Below are 19,296 nucleotides of genomic sequence, written 5' to 3'. Positions count from 1 at the left end.
AAACAATCCTCCTCAGTTATCCTGTGTCTTTCCACATGCTATAATGGAGGTTAACACAGTTCACAGAAAAACGAGGTCAAAATCAAACTTATGCCACAATCTAATCATTATTCGCACCAATCCCGATCGCACAATGATCGGCGCCGACAACAGCCGGATGAAAAAGTGCAAGCGACCGTTAACATCGGCCAGCGTTTTCCACTGACCATTCGGCGTTTAGGCATTAACGGTGAAGGTATTGGCTATTACAAACACGTCATCACCTTCGTCAAGGGCGCCCTTCCTGAAGAAGTCGTTGTTGCTGAAGTAACCGCCGTGCACCCACGTTACCTAGAAGCTAAGATTCGTAGTATTCGCAAGCCTAGTCCTGACCGGGTCGATCCCCGCGATGCCTATGCGGGCGAAGTCGGTGGTTTTGAATTAGAACACCTCGACTACCCGGCCCAATTAGCCTTTAAGCAAGATTTAATTCGTCAAGCACTCGAAAAATACCGCCCAGCTGGTTATCGACACTATGATGTTCGGCCCACCATTGGGATGACTAATCCTTATGAATACCGCAACAAAGCCCAATTTCAAGTTCGTTTAATTGATGGGCACGTCGCTGCTGGCTTATATAAAGAAAATAGTCATGACCTAGTCGACTTACCGACCTGTTCGGTGCAAATGCCGGCGACAATGACAGTCATGCGTCAAGTCGTGGCTTGGATGGAGGAACTCCAAGTACCGATTTACGATGAAGAACATAATTCTGGCATCGTCAAGACAATCGTTGTGCGTGAAGCGGCCGCCACTGGTGAAATTCAGCTGGTCTTCATCACAAATACACCCAAGTTACCGAAAAAGCATCAATTATTGATGAAAATCGCTGAAAAACTGCCAATGGTCGTGTCGGTCATGCAAAATATCAATGCTGGTAAAACTTCATTGATCTGGGGTGACCAAACAACATTACTGGCCGGCAAACCAACTATTACGGAGGAGCTAGACGGCCTAGTCTTCGATTTATCTGCTCGGGCCTTCTTCCAATTGAACCCGCAGCAAACCAAGAAACTCTATCGCTTAGCACGCGAAGCTTTGAACTTAGCGCCTAATGAGACGCTGGTCGACGCTTATTCGGGCGTCGGAACGATTGGTTTATCACTAGCCGACGTGGCTAAGGAAGTTCGGGGAATGGATACCATTCCGGCAGCCGTTGCAGATGCCAATGCCAACGCCCAACGCAATCAAATCACTAATGCTCATTACGAAGTTGGTGAGGCGGAAGTCTTGTTACCGCAATGGTTAGCGAGCGGTTTTGCGCCTGATGCAATGGTCGTTGATCCACCCCGTACTGGTTTAGATAACGTCTTAATTGACGCCATCTTACAAAGCGCACCGGAAAAACTCGTCTACATTTCATGTAACCCATCGACGCTTGCTCAGGATTTACAAGCACTTACCCGCGGATATCAAGTCGACTATATTCAATCGATCGACATGTTCCCACAAACAGCTCGTTGCGAAGCCGTCGTCCGCTTCACGAAGCGTCATTAATTTGCCACTCACTGCCAATCATATGAGGGGGAATCATTATGGCAGCTACTGATAGTCAAATTGCATTAACGATGACCTTTACGTTACGGCCACCATTCAAGACTCATTTCTTACTATTAAAAGATTACGTGGCGGATGTTCGTATCCCGGCTCGTGATGGGATGCTAACGACGATTATTGCCAAAAACATTCCGCTATCACCGGCCCTAGAGCAACTAAAAACGATTTTTGATGATGTCCAAAACCCAGTTTACTGGCGCTTACACGACCAAGCCGTTCAGGAATTCTTCAGTGCGCATCCTGAACAGCGACCGGTCCTACCAATCGACTTGCTGCAAGTCATGCTCAATACATTATCTGCCCAAGGTTTGTCCGATCAACAATTAATGCACATTATGAAAGACGTTTTTGAACGGCTACAAACCAATGACTTCAACGGACAGGCATCACAGCGAATTTTGACGTCGTTGAATAATAAGTAAACGCCACCATTTATCGCTGACTTTTATAAATTAGGATTAGATAACACCAAGTTGTCTAATCCTATTTTTTCGGACATAAATCAATAGCGGTGAAACTTCATTAGTCACAGAAATTCGCACTAATACTCGTTTTTATTTTTCTTAGCCATTCATTAAATGTCAGCATACGAAAATTGTCTTTTCGGTTATTGGAAGCAAACTTGTTGACTTTGAAGTTACATGTGATAAGCTAATCATTGTAATTTTTATTGCTACAGCAATTTGAAAGGATGTTTTAATTATGAAATACGCCATCACTGCCGCTACTGGTAAATTTGGTCAAAGCGCCGTTAGTACGCTGAATGCTAAAGTTGGTGCAGAAAATGTTTTAGTAATTGCTCGTAATCAGGACAAAGCTGCTCAGCTGTTTCCTGATAATCCAATTCGTACCGGGAATTACGATGATGTCGACTCAATGACGAAAGCCTTCGAGAACGTTGAACGCGTGCTCTTCGTTTCATCACAACCTGGTGGTCCCGTTGACCGGGCCACCGCTCATAAAAACGTCGTGACTGCCCTTAACGCCGCTCATGTTAAATTTGTCGCCTACACTAGTTTTCCCAACGCACAGGCAGCAGTCAGCGCCTTAGCCAATGATCATCGGGCCACCGAAAATGCCATAAAAGCGACTGATATTGCGCACAGTTTTCTTCGTAACAACTGGTATTTAGAAAACGAAATGGGCTTCTTACAAAGTGGTGCCCATAACCAAGAAACCTTGTACTGGGCTAATAATACAGCTGGCTGGGCCTTGGAACGTGAATATGCCGAAGCGGCAGCAACCGTTTTGATGGCAGATGCCCCTCAAGAAGTGTACGAATTTGCTGGGACACCCCTCACTTATGCCGCACTCGGTCAAGCACTCCAAGAAGCAACTGGCAACCAAGTTAAGATTACCCAAGTCAGTCAGGATGCGTACGTGCAATTCCTTGAAACGACTGGTCTAAATCATGATACCGCTGCTTTGTTTGCCTCATTCCAATCCCCAATCAATGATGGTGCGCTGGCTGAAAAGTCAGCCGACTTAGCTCATGTCTTGGGACGTCAACCATTGGAAGCCAGTGTAGCTATTAAAGAAATCTTAGCGCGCTAATAACGAGCTAGCTGTAAGTTTCTCTTAAATATCTTCTACAATACGAAAATAGGAAGTTCAACGAACATGGCGTTGGGCTTCCTATTTTTTAATGATTCGTAAATGGCCTTTTAATTAGCGCGTAACATCAGCAAAATACTGAGCTAAGGTTAGCTGAATACCATTATGATTATTATCAGTTGTTACTATGTTCGCTGCCTCTTTAACGGGTTGTGGCGCATTAGCCATCGCAACACCAATCCCCGCTGTCTGGAGCATCGCAACATCATTAAAGTTATCGCCAAACGCAATCGTTTCAGCAGGGGTAACTTGATCATCCTGTAATAATTTCATTAATGCGGCTGCTTTAGTTACGCCTGCCGCAACGATTTCTAAATAAGTTTCTTTCGAACGATAAACTGCTAAGCCGCTAAATTCATCACGGCTTAATCGTTGTTCAATCGCCTGAATAATATCTGGATCGGCCATGATCATCATTTTATGCACTGGCGTCGGCATCCGTTGCAACCATGTGCCCAAATCCGTGACATGGGGTGCATAACCAATTCCCGTCGCTTCCTGCTGTTCCCACGGGCCATTAGTAGCCACCAACCAGTTATTATTCGAATAAATACTAATTGAGGCAGCTGGCCAATCATGAGCTACTACCGTTTGCACAGCTTGTGCTAGTTTAGGGTCAACGGCTTGCTCTTCAAAAACAGTTAGTCGATCATTCACATCGGTCGTAGCCGTTAGCGCGCCATTATAGGCAATCATGGTCGAATTAATTCCTAGTTGTTGTGCAATTCCAAACATCCCCTTAGGCGAACGTGCTGAGGCCAACACCATTTGTGCCCCCCGTGCAACCGCTGCTTGAACTCCCGTAATTGTAGCCGGTAATAACTGTCCTTGACTGTCGACTAGGGTACCGTCGATATCACTTACGATTAATTTGATCATTGATTTTCCTCCGTTAAGTTAATCATGGCTATGCTAAGCGTAGACTTATATTATGTATCCTTATAGATTCTACTGTAGCATGAATCAAGTCATAAATAAGTATTCCAGACCATTTTTCATTCATAGTAAAGTAAAAGAACCGATAACGTTACTTGTTATCGACTCTTTTTACCTAAAATATCAAATTTTTGGCCAGGGCGACATTACCAATCGTTGCAGAACCATTATTAGCAATTCCCGTTAAAACAATCAAATGATCTAAGTTCGGTAATTCAACATAATTGTTATTAAGCTGCTCAACGTCTCTTCTAATCACTGGAAGTTCAGTTTCGCTTACTACTGAGCCACCAATAACAATTCTTTCAGGCATGAAATTAAGATATGCATCAAAGACCAGCTGTGCAATATAATAACTGATCAACTTAAATACTTCATTGGTTCGCTTCAATTGTTCCCCCGGTTTGCCAGTTCGAGCCTCAATTGCGGGTCCTGAAGCCATGCCTTCAAAGCACCGATTTTGATGATATGGACAGACACCCTTGAAGTTATCGCCTGACATAGGTATGACCATTGTATGTCCCATTTCAAGATGAGACATACCACCTATGAAATGATTATCTTGGATAACACCACCACCAATGCCTGTCCCAATAGTAAAGTATACTAGTGAACGCACTGCTTGTCCTTGTCCAATCATATATTCACCATAAGCCGAAGCATTTACGTCCGTTGTAAAAGTAATTGGAATTTTCAAAGCTGCCCTCAACATCTGTACAACATCCGTATGAGACCAACCAGCTTTTGGTGTATTTAAAATCTGACCATATGTCGGTGAATCCACCTTAATATCGGCTGGGCCGAAACTCCCGATTCCCAACGCATCGACTGGATTTTTCTTAAAAAATGAAACACAGGCTTCCAGCGTTTCATTTGGCTTTGTGGTCGCTACTCGTTGTCGCTTCAAGATACGGTAGTGCTCATCAGTAATTGCTAAAATGAACTTAGTCCCTCCAGCTTCAATACTTCCCAAACGCATGAGCTATGCCCCCTGATTGTGTATGAGCAAGGTAACCATATCATAAGGCTGAATCACTAATTGTTCCGAACATGGTTGAGCCTCTTCCAGAGCATTTACCTGAATGAAATGTTGTTTTAATAAGGGGGTCAAATCAGCAGCCACACCAGATTCATTTGCCAAACGGATAACAAAACTATTTGGCACAGTATAGGCCGGATACAACGCGCTAATTGTGACATGTGGATCGAGTTTCAAAAATGACTCGCACTCTGAGATAGTTGGTAATGAATCATCAAATTCAACATCCCAAATTTTATTGTCTAATCGATTTACAAATAAATTCAATTTTTGTAATTGATAACTAACATCGGGTGCTAACCACTTTTCAGCAATTATTGCCAATTTATTTTCATTCAATTGAGACGTGGAAACTAACCCAAACTCAAATGTATTTGCTCCTAATTCTTCGGCCAACGGCGTTGGTGTCATCTGATGCCCAATACTAGTTGTATCGCCTGAAGCACGACCTGGTCGCCACAGTAAATTAGGCTTACCAAGTTGACCAGTGGTTGCCATTAATGTGACATAAAATGCTTTCTTTCCTAACTCGTATTCCTTCATTCCTTTAGCAATTAAATACAGGCCATCGCTAGCCCCTTGCATCCCGACAATTTTATCAAAGTTATAAAGGTTAACCGGTTTTTCAACAAATTCTTCTTCCCAATTTTCCGCAATTGGTAAATTACGTGTTCTTTGAAAGCCGCCTTGAACTTGCGCAACTGCAGTGTCACTTTCAATTGCTGTATTAATTTTTAACCGTAATCGATGATCTAGAACCTGATTATCGACAGTTAAACGACCTGCCAATACATTGTCACCATCAGTTAAAGTCCACGTTAATTCAAATGCGACATCGTGCAGCTTTGGTTCGTGACTAATCCTGTCAGCCAAGCCTTCTGGTAACTGCCACTTGCCGCTTAATCGCAGTTCTTGCCTTCCAGCTCCAACATAAATGGCTACAACGCCGGCTAAAGGCAAGTCAACCTCTTTGTCGCCTCGAAGCGGTGAATAATCGTACGTATCACCATCATTACCCGAATCTACAATACTAATGATGTTTTTGTAAGTTTTCCCATTAGTAGTTGCCTGAAAGTTGCCATCGACATAATTCACTTTCCAACTTTCATTTTGGATAGCCGTTTGTTGCTCAGACTGTAATTCTGGCAAAGCTTCTGCACCATCCTTAAAGTCAATTACTTGGTAGCCCAACCCATCAAACTGGACTGCAACTTGTACTTGTAATTCATAGTAACCAGGCTCGTCTTTAAATTCAAAGCCTTTAGCCGTTTGTTGCATGATATTTTCTCGCTTAGCCACATAATTTGCACTTAAAATAGTTGCTCGATATTTTTCATCAAACATAATGTTTTTCGATGATGTTAAGAAACGGATTTTCTTATATCCATTGAATGGGCGTGGATCAGTATTGAATACTAGCACCTGATTGGCATCCAGTTTCAACCGTTGTGCGATTCTTTTCTTGATATAGTTTTCGATACCGTCTGCAATTTCAAAACCTTGTTTGAATCGATGGTCAATATCAATAGCAACATTATCAGAAACACTGCCACCCAAACTGTCATGCGGTTGACATTCTAGCAACTTTTTCCAAAGTTTCAAAATAAGACCCTTAGACACATCGATACCACATCTTTTGGCGATGACCATCAGTGGCTCAACACGTCGTAATATTTGCTGTTCGAGTTTGAAATTCTGCCGTTTAATGCGCGAACGTACTGAACCAATTGTCCGATGAACTCTAGCATAAGTTGGATACCGCAACTCGCCTTGATAATCCGGTAAATCATTGCGTTGTCGTAATGTTCGCATAAACTTCGGATAATTGCTGATCACAATCTGATTATGACTATATTTATTTATCTTACTAATAGTCTCAGATACGTTATGAATAATATTCATTTGATCGATTCCCGAAGGCACTAGGACCGAATTATTTTGACCCTGTTGACTTTCAAAATCAATTCCTGGATCTAGACGGTTTGCAACGAACTCTTGTAAGTTTTTCTTCGAATCCAATGCGATTTGACCAGTATAGTAACCTAACGGAAAATTAGCAGCATAGACTTGACTATGACCTAGACTGTGCCATTTAAAATAAACAGAGTCCATTTGTCGCTTAAAATTAGTGCCCCGCCAAAAAATAAAGTCATTAATGCCAACTTGATTTAAGAGCATTGGCAATTGCGAATTAAATCCAAAAGTATCTGGCAAATAGCCAATCATCATTGGTTGCCCATACTTTTGTTTGGTATCGTTGATGCCAATAACTAAGTTACGAATAATTGATTCTGCATCAGGTATCATCGCATCAGTCTGTGTATACCATGGTCCAACAAATAATTGATTACGGTTAATTAATTTCTTTATCCGGATAATATCTTCGGGATGCATTTCAACATACTCATCTAGTATTGATGTCTGTCCGTCTAAAGTAAAATTAGCTTCAGGATGCGTTTCTAACTCCTTCAAAACATTTGAGAACAGCTGATCACTTAGCACCTGTGCGTCCTCAGTTGTAAAATACCATTCTCGATCCCAATGAGTATGATTTACAAAATGTGCTTTTGTCATAAATGTATCGCTCCCTGTTATTTTAGGTAACAAAAGCCGCACTACGGCTCTTTAACCATTATGCGGCTCGTTTTAGTCAATCTAAGCTTCAAAATTAATGTTAATGTCGTCCTCATTATCATCAGTGACTTGTTCTTCGCTCTGTGTTTGGTTAAAGTCCACAGCCAATGGTGCCAGTACACCGATAATCGCAGCGCAAACAATTAGACCGATTAAATAGGCCCAACCATTCGTAATGGTGACAAATCCATAAACCCCACCAACAGGAGGAATCTTAGCCTGAGCCCCAAGTAAAATCGTAGTCGCCGAACCAGCAGCACCAGCAATCATATTAATTGGAATTAATTTCAATGGGTTAACTAATGTAAACGGAATAGCACCTTCTGTTATTCCAATAAATCCCATGAACCAGTCGCTTCGTCCAGCATCAAGTAATTCATCAGAAAAACGATGCTTAAAGAAAGTCGTCGCAAATGCATATCCTAAGGGAATACCAGCAATAGCCACATTAACGATCATTGCAGGGGTGTAAATCTTTTCAGCTAATAAAACGTTACCTGCCATCCATGCAGCCTTATTAACAGGACCGCCTAAGTCAGAACCAATCATAGCGCCCATGATAACTGCTAAGGTAATAGCACTTACACCGCTTGTACTCATTTGTTTAATCCAGGCGACAAGTGATACATTAATCCAAGTCAGCGGTTGCTTCAAAATGACTCCCATCAATATTGCCACAACCATTGTAGATAGCAGCGGTACAACAACTAATGGCATAATAGATTCGAACTTTTCACCAACATGTAACTTATTGTGACACCAACGTGCAGTATAACCAGCTGCAAACCCAGCAACCAAGGCTCCTAAAAATCCCATATTAGAACTAGATGCTAATGAGCCCCCAATAAACCCGGCGGCTAAAGCTGGCTTATCGCCAATAGCATATGCAATGTAACCGGCCAAAACTAAATTAACTAAGCCAACACCAATCCAACCAACGGCTTCAATTTGTCCCATATAAAACCAAAAACCAGTTTTATACGCATCAAAACTTGTAATTCCAAAACATAGACCTATCAACTTAGGAACTGCAACTACGAGGGACCCGCCAATAACAACCGGTAACATATATGAAATACCAGACATTAAGTAGCCCTTCCACTCAGCCAATATTTTCTTCATAACTCACTCCTCCATTCTTCATTAAGTTCATTTTATTTAACACGAGCAGCAACCGCTTTGCTGACCTTATCAATAACAGCTTTCGGCTTTTTAATACACATATTAATATCAACTCGAACTGCTGGAATCCCTTCAAATCGATCCATCTTTTCAATTTTTTGATCCGAACCAATCAATAAAAACTTTGCGCTTTTCGCCTCTTCAACTGTAATTTCATTTTTAAGTCCCATTGCACCCTGTTGTTCTACTTTAGCTTGTAAACCTAGTTCCTGCGCTGCTTTTTCTAGCGCTTTCGCCGCCATTGGTGTATGTGCTAACCCTGCTGGGCATGATGTAATTGCAACAAAATCCATATCAGTCATCCTCTTTTTATAAAATTTTTTCCGAACTATTGGTTAATACAGTGTAAACATCCTGAACTGTTTGACTTTCAAGTAATGCTTGACGCTCACGGTCATCCACTAATGCACTCGCAAAGTTAGCTAGAATCTGTAAGTGTGCCTGCTCACTATTTTTTGGAACTAGCATAGCAATTACCTGATTAACTGGTTGGTCATCAAATGTCGGCCAATCTTGAATGCTTGTTGTAGAGCGAATGAATAGTACAGCAGGTTGCCGCAGATATTCTGAGATTGCATGAGGAATCGCTATACCGTCCTGCATTCCTGTTGAAGCTTCTTTTTCTCGTTGATACAGCGCTTTCAAAACTGCATCTTCGTTATCTGCAAAGCCAAGTTCAATTGCTTTATGTGCAATAAAGCTAAAAACATCCTCACGTGTTCTAAAATGTTCTTTTAAAAAAATATACTTCTGTTTAAAAATTTCTGTCATATTTGCATTTCCCCTTCACTGCTGTGCTAATGTATCAATAATTTCTTGAGCATTTTGAGCCTTTATTAAGGCCGTCATTCGCTGCCCATCTTGAATCAAATTATAGAAATAACTGTAAATATCATCCATTTGTGTTTCAACCGTGCGATTCAGGGCTACGAAAAATACAATATGGACATTTTCGTGATCCCATTTAATTCCCTTTTTCGACGTCATGATTCCAATCGTTGGTTGCAAAACATGGTCGATATCACCATGGGGAATTGCAAATTTATCGATAATGGTGGATGCAACTTGTTCACGTGCTAACGCTGAATTTTGCATTTGATTATCAACATACCCATACTTTTCTAGCCGATCAGTTAGTTGAATAATCGCCATCTTTTTTTCAGTTGCCTTTGAATTTGTGATAATACCGTTTGGACTTAATAATTTAACAAATGCGTTCCGCGTATACTTTTCTTGACGAATATCTTGACTTAACTTTTCCAATAAGTTGAGTTCTTGGTCATTCAAAAACGGACTGACTTGAATAACCCTCGTACCGCTCATCTTTAACGGGATAGTCGAAATAATAATGTCTGCAGTCACTGTTGAAGTCATCAACTCATTCACAGACAAAGTGCCAACAATCTGAACATCCGGTAGTTTGTCCATGACACGTTGCTTTAGTAACTCCGCCGTACCATAACCAGTGCTGCATACAATTGCAAGCTCAACATCTGGTTTTAAGACCTTTCGGCGCTCAATGAACGATTCAAAGTGCAGTGCTAAGTATGCAATTTCATCCTCAGTTAGCTGTAAATGGTATTGCTTTTCAATCGCCATCGCTAATGCTAGTGCTTGATCAAAAGCGACGGGAAAATACGTTTTAACTTGATTACAATACGGATTCGTAATACTAATGCCATTTTTAATGCGAACCAGCGCCGGACGTAAGTGTAGCGTTAGATTACGTAATAACTGATTATCATAATCCGTTAGCACGCTACGTAGCCAGTCGACTATCGTTCGTTCAACTAAGCCGCTTCTATCCAGATCAATGTACCCATCCTCAATGGCCGCGACATGCATATTTAAATAAGCAATTTCTTCATCGGGAATTTCACACTTGAAGGCCACGATAAGCATTTTAACTAATTTGTTGGTACTCGGAGATATTGCCATAGTGCCAAAATTCTGTGTCGTCGTTTGAGTAATAAACTCGCCATTCTTAATTCGCTGAATCGCAATAGTTGTATGGATCAGTAAAGACTCATATTGATATTCATTTACATCAACTTTTAAAATCTTCACAAATTTATTCAGGACTTTTTGCATCTGATTTAAGGTTTGTTTATTGACATATCGTTTCAGGGACTGTGGCACTTTAAATGTGCGTGTCATTTTGCCAGTCTGTTGATTTTGCTTAATCTCTTGTCCCCAATATGACTGTAATAGCTGACCAATCACTCGACGAACATCACTCTCCGAACTATTGAATTTAACACCTTCTGTAGTGGCCGTCAGCTTCAACCCATAATCCATTTTTAAAACATTTAAATCACGTTCCAACGTACTACGACTAATAAAGAAGTGGTCAGCAATATCATCTAATAACACTGGTTTAGATTGCTGTGTCAAGAATGTCATAATGCTAATTCTGCGTTCTTGCTCACTTTGGCTATTATCCTTCAGTATCGGAAACTCAGCCAACAGTCCCTTCGTATTACCACTAAAACGAATACCCTGTCCTCTTTTCCTAACAAGGTGTACACCTTGTTGGTTGACTACCTTTTCCACCTCATTCAGATACTTAGCAATCGTCTTACGAGATGTGCCCGTATACTCCATAATATCTTGATAGTGAACTATCCTTTTTGACAATATCAACTCAATAATCATTCGTGTAAGAGTTGCTGGTGAACTATTCGGCGCCAAATTTATCACTCCCTAACTTTTACAATTCATATGATAATGTAACCGTATACATTATTTAAGCTCATAAAAGTACACTTGTAGCTAGTGTACCTTTCATAAGTTATTATTCTTTGTGCTGTCGGCCATATACTTGAAGATTGCTTTAGAAGTTTAATCTCGAATCCTATTGTGACTAATATTACCCCGATTTTGCGCGTTATCTTACAGGAAGACAAATCATTTACTGAATTAATTAACTATTGATATCAACCATAAAAAAGCAGCGTGATTTCATTATCCTGAAATCACGCTGCTAAGACTATCCAATTACAATATTCCTCAGAACAGTCTAGTATTAACTCTCATTATCAAATGGTGCCTAACTATCTGGTCTCGAATTATCCTTCAATTCAAACTTAACTTTATCCCCCACGAGTTTGACAAATAGTTCCTGGTCAGGCTGAGGATCAAATGGCCCCAAGTCGACAAGAATCTGACCATTATCCGCCACTTCATATCCTTGGTAACGATCGGCAAGCAGATGATAGATTGTTTGGGCTGGTCGCATCCGCTCATCCACCTGAGCGGCCGCCGCCTTCAAGGTATAACCAGTCTGCAATAAATTACTCATCGCGGCTGCCTTGATAACCATTTTCATTGTATACACGCGAGCCTGGCCCGGCTCATCCTCGTTCTTAGGAATAATGTACCCCTTTTTTTGCCAATACCGTAGTTGTCGTGGCGAGACACCAGTCATTCTGCTTAGTTCACTAATGCCAATAGTTAATTGTCCTTTATGAAAAAGCTCACGTAAATCTGCACGCGTCCCGTTAGTCATACTGGCGACTCCTTTCCAAAGTTGCTATTGATATAAATTATAGCATGGAATTTCGTCGCGACCATTAACTCGCTTGGAATTTTCCGTGATTAATTAACTTTTCTGATAATTTGTTTGTAAGTAATCCAGCAATGACTGGGCGGGACGATCCATAATCAGCTGATAATCATCACTTACTGTGGCTAATAGTCCGCGGGCGCCACCGGCATACATCGAGGCCAACATTGGCCCCTCACCATTCTGATTGTACATATCGCTGAAGGCTTGCAAGGACACTGGTCGATACCCGATCAATTTCCCGCTCACTTGACTAAGCACAGTGGCGAGTTCCGGCATCGTGTAAGCTCGGGACTGTGTTAACGTATAGATTCGACCACGTTGTAATAAATCAGGCGTTGTGGCGACTTTAGCAAAAGCGGCCGCACTATCTGCCTGACTGATGAAGCTGAGGGCCCGATCAGCCATTGGATAAACGACGTTGTGCCGTTCAATTAATTCTGGCAAATATGGCACTAACGGATCCGCGTAAAGCGCATTCCGGACCATCGTATAGTTAATATCACTTCCAGCTAATCGCCGGGGCACGTAACCATAAAATGCTGATAATGCAAATGGATTATTCACCTGATCGGCAATGAAACCCATGACTAGGAAATGATGCACATTCGCCTGTTGGACTGCTGCTAAGACGTTCTCAAATTCTTGGACCCGCGAATAACTATCATGACTTTTACTAGGAATATAAATCAGGACATCACTGTCTTGGAAAAATGCGCGTAACTGCTCTGGCTGCTGGTAATCAATAGCCGCAACATGCAAACCTTGTTGTTGGTATACCTGGGCCTTACTGAGTGTATGGACCCCTAAATATAATTCAGTGGTGGCGACTAACGGTCTCATCGCGGCAACAATCTGTTGTCCTAAATGACCAGTGGCACCTGTAATCGCATATTTCAATTTAACTCGCCCTTTCATGTAACTTTATTAGTTACATTTAACTAAATATCGATATATTTGTCAAATAAAGCGGCCGCTTATGATATTAACGTCACCCATTGCCGCCATTAATTCGGAAACATTTCGTCGCTACATCGTTAAAATTAAATACACAGAAAGGGCTACCCTCATTACAAGAGCAGCCCTAAGAAATGCTTTTCTAAAAATAGTTAAGCCCTAATTTGCAACCTGTTGACCAAGGTGCTTCTTTTCAGGCGCCTTCTTAACGTTTTTGACATCATTATCGGAAAAGCCAAACATCCACGTTAACGTAAAGGCGACAATCAAGTCGATAGCAGAGGCAATCAAGAAACCGTAGAAACTAAAATCAAGCCCCTTAGGATTGATAAAGGAGGTCACACCGATCAGTGACCCGGCGAAGCCCCACATGTTAACGTTAAACAGTCCGGTCAAGAAACCACCGACAGCACCACCGATACTTGCAGTAATAAATGCCCGGCCGTATTTCAGATTGATCCCGTACATTGCAGGTTCAGTGACCCCACAGAAGGCTGAGATCGTTGCTGGCCAAGCGAGCTCTTTAATATTAGCAAACTTAGACTTCAGCGCAATTGCTAAGACCGCGCCACCTTGGGCAACCATCGTTGCAGAAACAATGGCATTCAAGTAACTGTGCCCAGTTGTCGTAATATCGTTGACAACAATTGGAATAATCGCCCAGTGTAACCCGAAGATAACTAATACTTGGTAGAAGCCACCGATAATTAAGCCAGAGATGGCTGGACTGAGTTTGTAAATCGCCACAATTCCTGCAGCCAATGCGCCAGACAAAGCTGTAATGATTGGCCCGAGGATGATAATGATGGCTCCAGAAATAATCACAACTTCAAACAACGGTACGAAGATCATCCGTAAGACTGTTGGGATGACCCGCTTGAGCCATGGTTCCAACTTACTTGCTAACCACGCCCCCGCAATCATCGGGAAAATCGAGTAGGTATAGGAGGCAACGTGAACCGGAATGCCAAAGAAGTTCGCATTGATTGCCATTCCCAATAAGTGACCCGTAACCTTTCCGGTTGTTGCCATACTAACAATTGCTGGGTATGTTAAGACCCCACCAATAATTTCCATGATAACCGGATCAGCCCCTAACTTCTTGGCTGCGGTGAAACCAACAAATATCGGTAAGAAGTAGAAGACGGAATCACCCATCGCATTAATAATCACGTAGGTCGGCGTTGTCGCAGAGACGAGGTTGAAGTTCTTTAGTAACGACAAAATCCCCTTTAAGATCCCAGAAGCTGCCAACAACCCAATCACTGGAATCATGGACCCCGTAATAACACCAATCAAGCTGCTAAAACCGTGTTTGACCTTCTGCCACGGCGTCATTTTCTGCCACGCTAACCGGTTCGCTTCCTTCTCCATCGCAACAGTCGAAGCGTCAGCATCCCCAAAGCCTGCGCCTAGTTGACCCACGATTGCATCATACACGTCGGTCACCGCTGGCCCAATCACCACCTGGTACTGACCACCTGCCTTTGCAACATCGATAACGCCCTTTAGGTTTCGGATTGCCTCGTCATTGGCCTGCCCTTCGTCCTTTAAGTAAAATCGAACCCGGGTAATGCAGTGAATCACGCTTTTCACATTTACCGGTCCACCAACTTGAGCAATGATTTGAGTCGCCAATTCATCGTACTTGCCGCCCTTACCCTTAACCACCGATGCTTCGGCAACGTGTTCTTTCAATTCAACAACAGCACCGACGACCCCGGCACGGACTTCACCCAGTTCGGGCATTAGTTTGGTAACCATATCCGCCGTATTCGTTACGGCCATGATTACCGTGGTATCCTTGTTCGCACTAGTAATCGCCGCTAAATCCATCACGGCCACTTTTTCGCCGGCCTCGACCGTATCACCAACTTGCACGTTAACTTTAAACGGTGGCCGATCTGCTAGTTCGACCGTATCGATACCAAGATGAACCAACACTTCCAGACCATTGTTCCCCGTAAAGCCAATCGCGTGCAGACTCGCTGCAACCATCGTTACTTTACCACTGATTGGTGCAACGACCTGTCCATCTGTCGGTTCAATACCAAATCCTTGCCCCATCATCCCTTGTGAAAACACCGGATCGTGAACCGATTCGAGTGGCACTAACTGTCCTGCAACCGGCGTTAATAAATGCACTTGCTTCATAGCGATTCTCCCCCTTTGACTAATCAATAATCGCGTTGTTAACAAACTAATTTCGGACACTGGTTGTTATAAAATCACTAATAATTGCCAATCCATCCAGTGACCAACTGTCAGGCCCTCCTAACTAATCAAGTAACGTCCTTAACCATAAAAGCGCTTTCTTTTATAAACATAATAATAGCCGCCCCTATTAAGTCGGTCAATAAAACCCGATTAAAATAAGGCGGTTCACTTGAATTTAGGAACTTATTTAATTAGTTTGCCAAACTTTGTGAAGCAAGTGTTAATCGTTGCGTTGCAAGAAAGGACCGTTCGAAATCAGCCGTCGTTTTGACCTGTTTACCGAAATCAACAATCAGTGCGTGCCACTCCCAAGCCGTCGTTAAATCATAATGCCACGCCTGCATAATCAGTTGTTGGGCCTTTAAGTAGTTGCTCGGTAACGGTTGGTTAAGCCAGCCGAATAGGCGCCGCAAATACGTGTCAATAATGATCGTTGGCTGATGAAAAACGTACATGCTAAAGTAGTCAGCCGTTTCATCGCCAATACCGCGCAGGGCGATTAGTTCACGCCGCAATTGTTCTGCTGGCAAGGCTCGCATCACGGTCAAGTCAAAATCATACTGTCCACACCACGCTGCTAAAGCTTTTAAAGTTGGAACTTTGCGCGTATAGAAGCCCGCGGGTTTGACTAAAGTCGTCAGTTCAGTATCAGTCAATGCTAGTAACCGCCGAGGCTCAAAGTCAGTGGCTGCTTTTAAATTAGCCAGTGCGTAATCCACGTTGCGCCAGTTGGTATTCTGAACGAGAATACCGCCCCAGAGAATCTCCCAAGGCGTCTCGGCAGGTGGTATTCCGGCTTGGAGCCAGTGCCGGGGCCCCATGGCAGCTAACATCTGCTGATACAGTGTCTCAATGGTCATTGTTAGCCCTCCTCACATGAATTGGTTAATGTTGAGACCAATAATTTGATCTTACAAAAAAATAGTCGTAACGGCAAAACATCAATCCGCTACAACTATTGTTTACGCTTGTTTATTAGTCATCTGCCACCGTACTGCGCTTAACAGCTAGCACAATGTCAGCCTTCCGATTTTCAGGCTTGATCTTTTCTTCAAAGTCCAATTCGGCATCCTTAAACAGGTTCTGAATCTCAGTATTAACTAACGACAAGTCGCGTGAATCCCCAGCTTGTTGGCGAATATAGACCACATATTGATCTGGTAATTCTTCAAGATCATATTCCACATCTTCGTCATTCAAAATAACATAAATCAACTTACGTTCTTTGTTCATTTGAAACTTCCCCTTATCAATTATTTTATCCGAATTAGTCGTTTGCGGCTAACTGGTGAGCAAACTTAAGGTAGTCAGCCACACAATGGTCTAACCACTCAACGACCTTATTGTCCGTAAGGTCCCCATCGGCATTCATCTTGTCCTGCACCGCGCTCAACAAGAATTCATTTCCAGGCAGAATCTGCATCCCAACTCCGGGTGAATCTAAAACTTGCCGTAAATGACTCTGCGCTCGCACTGTCCCCAAGGGTCCCATTGTGGCCCCTAAAATCATAGCTGGTTTCCCAATTAACGGTCGTTCAACACGCGATAGCCAATCAATCGCATTTTCCAAGACACCTGGAACACTATGGTTATATTCCGGTGTCACAAAAATGACGCCATCCGCGTCCATGACCGTCTGCTTAAAGGCTTGCACCTCCGCGGGGGCTTCTAGCTCGATATCCTGATCATAAAAAGGCAACGCGCCCAAGTTAGGAATCGTGACATCCAGTTGATCGGCATACCGTTTCTGAACAAACGTTGCTAACTTACGATTATATGAGGAACGTCGAATGCTACCGACGAGTGCGATAATCTTCATCGTGTGAAAAACTCCTTTAAGTTGTAATTACTTTTAGTATACCCCTTTTTGGGCAAATAGTCGGAACCGGTTACAAAAAACCAGCTGCTTTCATCAAAATTTTAATCTTAACTGCTGAATATTCAGTCAGTTTAGCAATTCCAGTCCCCATCCGCGTAACTGCCATTATCTTAAGTCTAATTTTAAACGAGGTGAGACATTCATTAGCGGGCCTGATTATTGCTTGCTCATCGAAATAACTACCAGACATAATAATCGAGGCAGTGCTTTATCGCCATCACAGGATTAATAAACTTTCACAAATGTTTCTTAACTTTTTTCAAAACCAAACGTCCATTGTTAGTGTGATGAATAGAGTCTGCTATACTATTGATTAGAGAAATTGATTGGGGGGTTAATCGTGTATTATCGTGGTGAAGCACTTGACTTTTTGAATATGCTACATACTACAGGTGCCGCGCCATTAATGCGTTCGCGAATCGTTTTTTCCAGTCAGATCGACGTGGAACGCTTAAAGGCTGCCGTGCTCGCTTCCGCACAAATCGTACCCGAGATTTTCGGTCATTATCAAGCTGACCGTAATCGTTTCGTTGTTACTGATCAACCAGTCAACCAAGTTATTCAGGAAGTTCAAAGCCCGTATAGTCCTGAAAACACTGATTTTGATTTTACGAATAGTCCGCAACTACGGTTATTTGTCATTCATCACGGTGACTACGATGTCTTACAAGCCTTTATGAGCCACCTACTAACGGACAATCGTGGGTTTAAAGAATATCTGTACCTGCTCGCACAAGCCTACAATTATGCCGATCTCACGAATTTGCATAATGAACGGCGACTACGCCCAGTTATCACTAAGTTGCAACGTCAATTTGCACGGCCACACGGTCATGCACCCATTGTTACCGGTATGGTTAAACTACCCCATTATCCGGGAATTAACTTGCGGCACGGTGGTCACGTAATGCTCAGTAGCACGCAATTCATGCGCGTCCGACGAGTGGCTAAGGCCCAAGACGTCGGTATTAGCGAGGCCATTTTGGCGGCATACGCTAAAGCACTCCAAGTTTTAACTGGTCATACAACCGTGACATTGCCGTGCCCAATCGACCTGCGCCGCTTCACGACTGAAGATGCGAACGTCACCCAAATCGCTAATTTAACCGTCAATGTTTTTCTGACAATCAAGGTAGATATTGATGCACCTTTTAGTGAGCTCGTCAATCAAGTCCACGACTTGTTAACGGTCGAGCGTACGCGGGTCGCCTTCCTTTATCGACTTAGCAATTTACAGAAAATGAACCATACAATGCCAATCACGGTCATGCGTAAAATGACCAAACGCTGGTTACCACAGCCTGCGCTCCGGTATACCAACTTTGGTGTCGTCGACCAGGAACGGCTTAAATTTCATGACTTGACGGTCGTCAATTGCGTCTTCTCGGGTGCCTTCCAGTGCTCACCCGTTATGGAAATTGCCGCCAGCACGTTTGCCGGAACCTGTACATTGAGCTTCAATAGCACCGGGTCCGAACGTGACTACCAGTTATCCATGAAAATCCTGGAAAACATTCAAGCTCAACTGCTAGTGTGGGCACAAGCAGATGCTCAAGTAGCCACAACTGATAATGTGACGTTGCGCCACCAAGCATAATTAAGTCAATTGATAGGCCTTAAATCTGTCTCTTATACACATCTCCGAGCCCACGAGACTATGATGGCCATCTCGTATGC

Annotated in this window: 17 protein-coding genes; 4 read left to right on the top strand and 13 right to left on the bottom strand. The window is 42.8% G+C overall.

The window, feature by feature from the left end; all coding sequences use genetic code 11:
- Positions 1-90 precede the first annotated feature (90 nt).
- The 3 genes from rlmD (at position 91) to MMY95_RS06895 (ending at position 3,150) form a co-directional block, all read left to right on the top strand.
- Complete coding sequence (gene rlmD / locus MMY95_RS06905; protein WP_241277565.1) at positions 91-1,536, top strand: 23S rRNA (uracil(1939)-C(5))-methyltransferase RlmD; 1,446 nt, start codon at positions 91-93, stop codon at positions 1,534-1,536.
- A gap of 38 nt (positions 1,537-1,574) precedes the next feature.
- On the top strand, positions 1,575-2,018 hold the full coding sequence (locus MMY95_RS06900) for a hypothetical protein (RefSeq protein WP_003642455.1): 444 nt from the start codon (positions 1,575-1,577) through the stop codon (positions 2,016-2,018).
- Between the two features lie 280 nt (positions 2,019-2,298).
- Positions 2,299-3,150 (top strand): SDR family oxidoreductase, encoded by an 852-nt coding sequence (locus MMY95_RS06895; RefSeq protein ID WP_003645317.1) that lies wholly within the window; start codon positions 2,299-2,301, stop codon positions 3,148-3,150.
- Between the two features lie 114 nt (positions 3,151-3,264).
- Here MMY95_RS06895 and MMY95_RS06890 read toward each other — a convergent pair whose 3' ends face one another.
- The 13 genes from MMY95_RS06890 to MMY95_RS06830 form a co-directional block, all read right to left on the bottom strand.
- Complete coding sequence (locus tag MMY95_RS06890) at positions 3,265-4,089, bottom strand: Cof-type HAD-IIB family hydrolase (RefSeq protein WP_003645316.1); 825 nt, start codon at positions 4,087-4,089, stop codon at positions 3,265-3,267.
- Positions 4,090-4,261: 172 nt separating this feature from the next.
- Positions 4,262-5,125 carry an ROK family protein gene (locus tag MMY95_RS06885; protein ID WP_003642458.1) on the bottom strand — a complete coding sequence of 288 codons (864 nt, stop codon included), beginning with the start codon at positions 5,123-5,125 and terminating at the stop codon, positions 4,262-4,264.
- Between the two features lie 3 nt (positions 5,126-5,128).
- Complete coding sequence (locus tag MMY95_RS06880) at positions 5,129-7,759, bottom strand: glycoside hydrolase family 38 C-terminal domain-containing protein (protein ID WP_241277564.1); 2,631 nt, start codon at positions 7,757-7,759, stop codon at positions 5,129-5,131.
- Between the two features lie 81 nt (positions 7,760-7,840).
- Entirely contained in the window at positions 7,841-8,941 is a 1,101-nt protein-coding gene (locus tag MMY95_RS06875) for a PTS fructose transporter subunit IIC (protein WP_003642460.1), read from the bottom strand.
- A 32-nt stretch (positions 8,942-8,973) separates the two neighbouring features.
- The gene (locus MMY95_RS06870; RefSeq protein WP_003642461.1) at positions 8,974-9,294 is read right to left on the bottom strand and encodes a fructose PTS transporter subunit IIB; all 321 of its coding nucleotides are present in this window, start codon (positions 9,292-9,294) and stop codon (positions 8,974-8,976) included.
- Positions 9,295-9,310: 16 nt separating this feature from the next.
- Positions 9,311-9,772: a fructose PTS transporter subunit IIA gene (locus MMY95_RS06865; protein ID WP_003643463.1), complete on the bottom strand. Its 462-nt coding sequence runs from the start codon at positions 9,770-9,772 to the stop codon at positions 9,311-9,313.
- A gap of 15 nt (positions 9,773-9,787) precedes the next feature.
- Positions 9,788-11,692 (bottom strand): BglG family transcription antiterminator, encoded by a 1,905-nt coding sequence (locus tag MMY95_RS06860; RefSeq protein ID WP_311741732.1) that lies wholly within the window; start codon positions 11,690-11,692, stop codon positions 9,788-9,790.
- Positions 11,693-12,050: 358 nt separating this feature from the next.
- The gene (locus tag MMY95_RS06855) at positions 12,051-12,509 is read right to left on the bottom strand and encodes a MerR family transcriptional regulator (protein WP_003642464.1); all 459 of its coding nucleotides are present in this window, start codon (positions 12,507-12,509) and stop codon (positions 12,051-12,053) included.
- A 93-nt stretch (positions 12,510-12,602) separates the two neighbouring features.
- Positions 12,603-13,466 (bottom strand): SDR family oxidoreductase, encoded by an 864-nt coding sequence (locus MMY95_RS06850; RefSeq protein ID WP_104795984.1) that lies wholly within the window; start codon positions 13,464-13,466, stop codon positions 12,603-12,605.
- Positions 13,467-13,682: 216 nt separating this feature from the next.
- Positions 13,683-15,677, bottom strand: coding sequence for a glucose PTS transporter subunit IIA (locus MMY95_RS06845; RefSeq protein WP_241277562.1), 1,995 nt, complete (start codon positions 15,675-15,677; stop codon positions 13,683-13,685).
- A 254-nt stretch (positions 15,678-15,931) separates the two neighbouring features.
- A complete protein-coding gene (locus tag MMY95_RS06840) occupies positions 15,932-16,600 on the bottom strand; it encodes an endonuclease III (RefSeq protein WP_015380997.1) in 669 nt (222 codons plus the stop codon).
- Positions 16,601-16,715: 115 nt separating this feature from the next.
- Positions 16,716-16,973 carry a hypothetical protein gene (locus tag MMY95_RS06835; protein ID WP_015380998.1) on the bottom strand — a complete coding sequence of 86 codons (258 nt, stop codon included), beginning with the start codon at positions 16,971-16,973 and terminating at the stop codon, positions 16,716-16,718.
- Between the two features lie 34 nt (positions 16,974-17,007).
- Positions 17,008-17,559 (bottom strand): NADPH-dependent FMN reductase, encoded by a 552-nt coding sequence (locus MMY95_RS06830; RefSeq protein ID WP_003642469.1) that lies wholly within the window; start codon positions 17,557-17,559, stop codon positions 17,008-17,010.
- A gap of 382 nt (positions 17,560-17,941) precedes the next feature.
- On the opposite strand from MMY95_RS06830, the gene MMY95_RS06825 reads away from it, so the two are divergent.
- A complete protein-coding gene (locus tag MMY95_RS06825) occupies positions 17,942-19,216 on the top strand; it encodes a hypothetical protein (protein ID WP_015381002.1) in 1,275 nt (424 codons plus the stop codon).
- Positions 19,217-19,296: the final 80 nt, after the last annotated feature.

This window comes from Lactiplantibacillus sp. ME-2 (assembly GCF_022549155.1).
In the GTDB taxonomy this organism is placed as follows: domain Bacteria; phylum Bacillota; class Bacilli; order Lactobacillales; family Lactobacillaceae; genus Lactiplantibacillus; species Lactiplantibacillus plantarum.
The sequence above is the reverse complement of the archived record's forward strand: the minus strand, read 5'-3'. Positions and strand labels throughout refer to the sequence as shown.

Excerpts from the sequence above, each read along its gene's own strand:
- rlmD (WP_241277565.1), top strand. The coding sequence starts at position 91 with ATGCCACAATCTAATCATTATTCGCACCAATCCCGATCGCACAATGAT.
- MMY95_RS06840 (WP_015380997.1), bottom strand. The coding sequence starts at position 16,600 with ATGACCATTGAGACACTGTATCAGCAGATGTTAGCTGCCATGGGGCCC.
- MMY95_RS06900 (WP_003642455.1), top strand. The coding sequence starts at position 1,575 with ATGGCAGCTACTGATAGTCAAATTGCATTAACGATGACCTTTACGTTA.
- MMY95_RS06870 (WP_003642461.1), bottom strand. The coding sequence starts at position 9,294 with ATGGATTTTGTTGCAATTACATCATGCCCAGCAGGGTTAGCACATACA.
- MMY95_RS06875 (WP_003642460.1), bottom strand. The coding sequence starts at position 8,941 with ATGAAGAAAATATTGGCTGAGTGGAAGGGCTACTTAATGTCTGGTATT.
- MMY95_RS06830 (WP_003642469.1), bottom strand. The coding sequence starts at position 17,559 with ATGAAGATTATCGCACTCGTCGGTAGCATTCGACGTTCCTCATATAAT.
- MMY95_RS06895 (WP_003645317.1), top strand. The coding sequence starts at position 2,299 with ATGAAATACGCCATCACTGCCGCTACTGGTAAATTTGGTCAAAGCGCC.
- MMY95_RS06835 (WP_015380998.1), bottom strand. The coding sequence starts at position 16,973 with ATGAACAAAGAACGTAAGTTGATTTATGTTATTTTGAATGACGAAGAT.
- MMY95_RS06855 (WP_003642464.1), bottom strand. The coding sequence starts at position 12,509 with ATGACTAACGGGACGCGTGCAGATTTACGTGAGCTTTTTCATAAAGGA.
- MMY95_RS06865 (WP_003643463.1), bottom strand. The coding sequence starts at position 9,772 with ATGACAGAAATTTTTAAACAGAAGTATATTTTTTTAAAAGAACATTTT.
- MMY95_RS06845 (WP_241277562.1), bottom strand. The coding sequence starts at position 15,677 with ATGAAGCAAGTGCATTTATTAACGCCGGTTGCAGGACAGTTAGTGCCA.
- MMY95_RS06890 (WP_003645316.1), bottom strand. The coding sequence starts at position 4,089 with ATGATCAAATTAATCGTAAGTGATATCGACGGTACCCTAGTCGACAGT.
- MMY95_RS06880 (WP_241277564.1), bottom strand. The coding sequence starts at position 7,759 with ATGACAAAAGCACATTTTGTAAATCATACTCATTGGGATCGAGAATGG.
- MMY95_RS06885 (WP_003642458.1), bottom strand. The coding sequence starts at position 5,125 with ATGCGTTTGGGAAGTATTGAAGCTGGAGGGACTAAGTTCATTTTAGCA.